General features: G+C 38.9%; 3 protein-coding genes. 1 reads left to right on the forward strand and 2 read right to left on the reverse strand.

Going from position 1 to position 3,025, the window contains the following annotated elements; genetic code table 11:
• Nucleotides 1-491: 491 nt before the first annotated feature.
• On the forward strand, nt 492-893 hold the full coding sequence (locus tag MXE38_RS12000) for a hypothetical protein (RefSeq protein WP_246915393.1): 402 nt from the start codon (nt 492-494) through the stop codon (nt 891-893).
• A 245-nt stretch (nt 894-1,138) separates the two neighbouring features.
• On the opposite strand, the gene MXE38_RS12005 is transcribed toward MXE38_RS12000, so the two are convergent.
• Complete coding sequence (locus MXE38_RS12005; RefSeq protein ID WP_246915394.1) at nt 1,139-1,798, reverse strand: lactate utilization protein C; 660 nt, start codon at nt 1,796-1,798, stop codon at nt 1,139-1,141.
• A partial coding sequence (locus tag MXE38_RS12010) for a LutB/LldF family L-lactate oxidation iron-sulfur protein (RefSeq protein ID WP_246915396.1) occupies nt 1,791-3,025 on the reverse strand: 1,235 nt, incomplete at its 5' end. The genes MXE38_RS12005 and MXE38_RS12010, both read right to left, overlap by 8 nt.

The following is a 3,025-nucleotide window of genomic DNA, read 5'->3' on the forward strand; positions in this document are numbered from 1 at the left end:
TTTTTTCTTAAAAATGATCTTTGCGCCATACATCTGCATTAATTTAATAGAGCTAATGACACTGTCTTGAAGCGCAGTGGAGCCCATACAAGTCGCAAAGAAATTAACGTTGTGATCCATGCGGAAACCATCCTAACGTATTTAAATCAGATCTAAACACCAAATATTTGTGAAAAAGAAATTTTAACTAATGTCTCCTAAGCACAGCTGACTATGACTAGCTTTAATCAGAGCTGCTAGTTAGTTTTTAGCACTAAGGTTTGGTTTAAATTCTCTATGTATTGTTTCTTTGGTATTAAGTCACACACTAATAGATAAATCATAGCCGATTGTGCTCTAGATCAGAGTTGATATCTGTATGAGCGAGATATCTTGGTGCAACTTAGCAAAAATTGTTCTTTAAAATTTTCCACCTGTACGGACGACGAATTCACTTTTTAAGTAGTAACTACCTAAAAAAGAGTGTTCTGTCGGGCTATTGTAGATATAGTGTGGATAACTATGACTATGCTGCCATTAGATCTAATTCATTGCAGGTATCACAGACAGTAATTGCAGGCTACGTTAAAGTCGTTCGTACACGTGGTGAAATTTACTTCGATTGTTCTAGAGCTGGCGCTGGCATTTTTGCCCCAGCTTACAATGGCAAAGGCTGCCTGCAAGAGCAAAGTAATGACCTTGTTGATAAGCACGATGCATTACGTAACTTTTTGAAAGATCAAGTTAATGTTAAGGGAGAAACTAATATGGTACTTGAGGCAGCAGGTCTTGAGTCTGTTGATGGATTGATCTTCTTGAAGCAACTAAAGAGGAAACTAAAAATTGGTGCATACCCAGATAGTAAGATTCTCTCTTATGATCAGCATGAGCTAATAAAACTAGCTTTGCAATAATATAAGTTTGCCCCCCCCCCCACACAAGTTTAAAAAAAAAATAAGCCTTAAACCATTGATGGATAAGGCTTTATCTTGATTTTAGCTCCTAAACATAGGTTATAGGGCAAAAAAAGCCCAGTTGCAAAGAACTGGGCTTGATATGATAGATAAATTTTCTAAGAAAAAAGCTTTGCTAAGAGTCTCAAGTATATAAGTTAATGTCTTTTAAGGCCCTTAGCTCAGCCACGCCTATATTAACTTTTTTAGTACAAGACTAAGTGCACTTGAGTAGAGCCGTGTACACCAAAGACGGTTACTAATTCAACGTCTGAGGTACGAGATGGGCCTGCAATAAATAAGACATTAGTTGGCAGACGCTCATATTCGCTTTTTACTTTATGTAAAGCATCAACTAAGCTTTTTACAACACGCTCTTTTTTTAGCAACATAATGCAAGTTGGGGTTACCAAAGAGAGCATACGTGGTTGGTTTTGCGTTGAGACCACGCAGGCTACACCATGAGAGGCAACACCAGCAAAGGCATTGATAATAGAGAAGTCGGTATTAAATACCTGATCTCTAATATCCTCAATGGCAGTATCAAAGCATAGAGCTGAGGTCTTATTGATCTTGTTAAGATCTAAACCTAAGTCTTTTGGATAAACTAAGGTTTTAGCATCACGCTCTTTAGTAATAGCATTGATGGTGTCGTAAAGCTCACTTTCCTTGATGTCATGAACCACAAACTTGTTATTAGTCATGTTGGTTTTCATGTTCTCAATTAGATCTTCTTGCATTTGGATATGCACTACAGGATCTTGAGTTTCAACACGACAAAAATCAGGCTTTTTATAGCCCTCACTAACACGCTTTAGGATCTCGTCACGGCTACGCTTGGAAATTTGCTCAATTACATCATTCATACTTTACACCCTCAATCTTTTGAACTTTCTTATAGAAGTTGCCTGATACATCTGGTAACTGCTTATAGGCATCCCAGTCCTTAGCTACAGGTATAGCTGGGGCAAAAGCTTTTACTACAGGGTTTACAATATGAGCCTGGGCAAAGGCTTGTTTCCAAATAGTGCCATTGGTTGCGGCTTTAGCAAAGAGCTTAAAGGCAATTTGCTCACTGGTGCTTGGCTTAACATTTTGTGAGCCAGTAATTTGTCCTTCACCTTGGCCAACCTTATAGGAGCGCAACTCTCTAATTAAGTCAGCTAGAGGGATCTTTTCTGGACAAACCTCAGAGCAGCGACCGCATTGTGAACAGAATGATAAAACATCACCTGTAACATCTAAACCGAAGAGATTAGGGGAGATAACCTCACCAATAGGGCCAGGATAAGTGGTGCGGTAAGAGTGACCACCAATCTTGTCATATACTGGGCAAAAGTTCATGCAAGCACCGCAACGAATACAACGTAAGGCCTCGTAGAAGTCCTTATGTTGAAGCATGGAGCTACGGTTATGATCAAAGATCACAATATGCATTTGGCGAGGGCCATCTTTATCGCCTTCTTGGCGTGGACCAGTAATGATATTGTTATAAGTCGGAATAAATTGGCCTGTGGCTGATGGGGTCAATAAATGTACTAAAGTAGCAGCATCTTCAAAAGTTTCTACAATTTTCTCGATACCACAAATAGCTACATGAATATCTGGGGCAGTGGTACACATACGACCATTACCTTCATTTTCAATCAGCCAAATAGCTCCTTCTTTGGAGATAGCAAAGTTAACTCCAGAGATACCCATCTTAAGATGTTGGAATTGCTCTCTTAAGTGGCCTCGTGCAATAGAGTTAAGCTTTTCAATATCTGACTCTAATGGAGCATTTAATTTATCGTGGAAAATTTGTCCTACTTCGTAACGATTACGATGAATAGCAGGTACTACAATGTGTACAGGTGGCTCGTCATTAAGCTGTAAGATAAGTTCACCTAAGTCACTCTCTACAGCATTAATGCCCTTTTCTTTGAGGTAGTGGTTTAAACCAATCTCCTCAGAGGCCATGGACTTGCCTTTAAGAACTTTGTCCACATTATTATCTTTCATAATTTGATAGATAATTTCGCAAGCATCTTTGTCGGTACTTGCAAAGTGAACCTGAATGCCATTTTTAGTAGCATTCTTTTCAAATTCTTCAA

The organism is Anaerobiospirillum sp. NML120448, from assembly GCF_023050945.1.
Lineage (GTDB): Bacteria > Pseudomonadota > Gammaproteobacteria > Enterobacterales > Succinivibrionaceae > Anaerobiospirillum.

Bases quoted from the DNA above. Each gene is read 5' to 3' on its own strand.
- MXE38_RS12005 (WP_246915394.1), bottom strand. From the start codon at position 1,798: ATGAATGATGTAATTGAGCAAATTTCCAAGCGTAGCCGTGACGAGATC.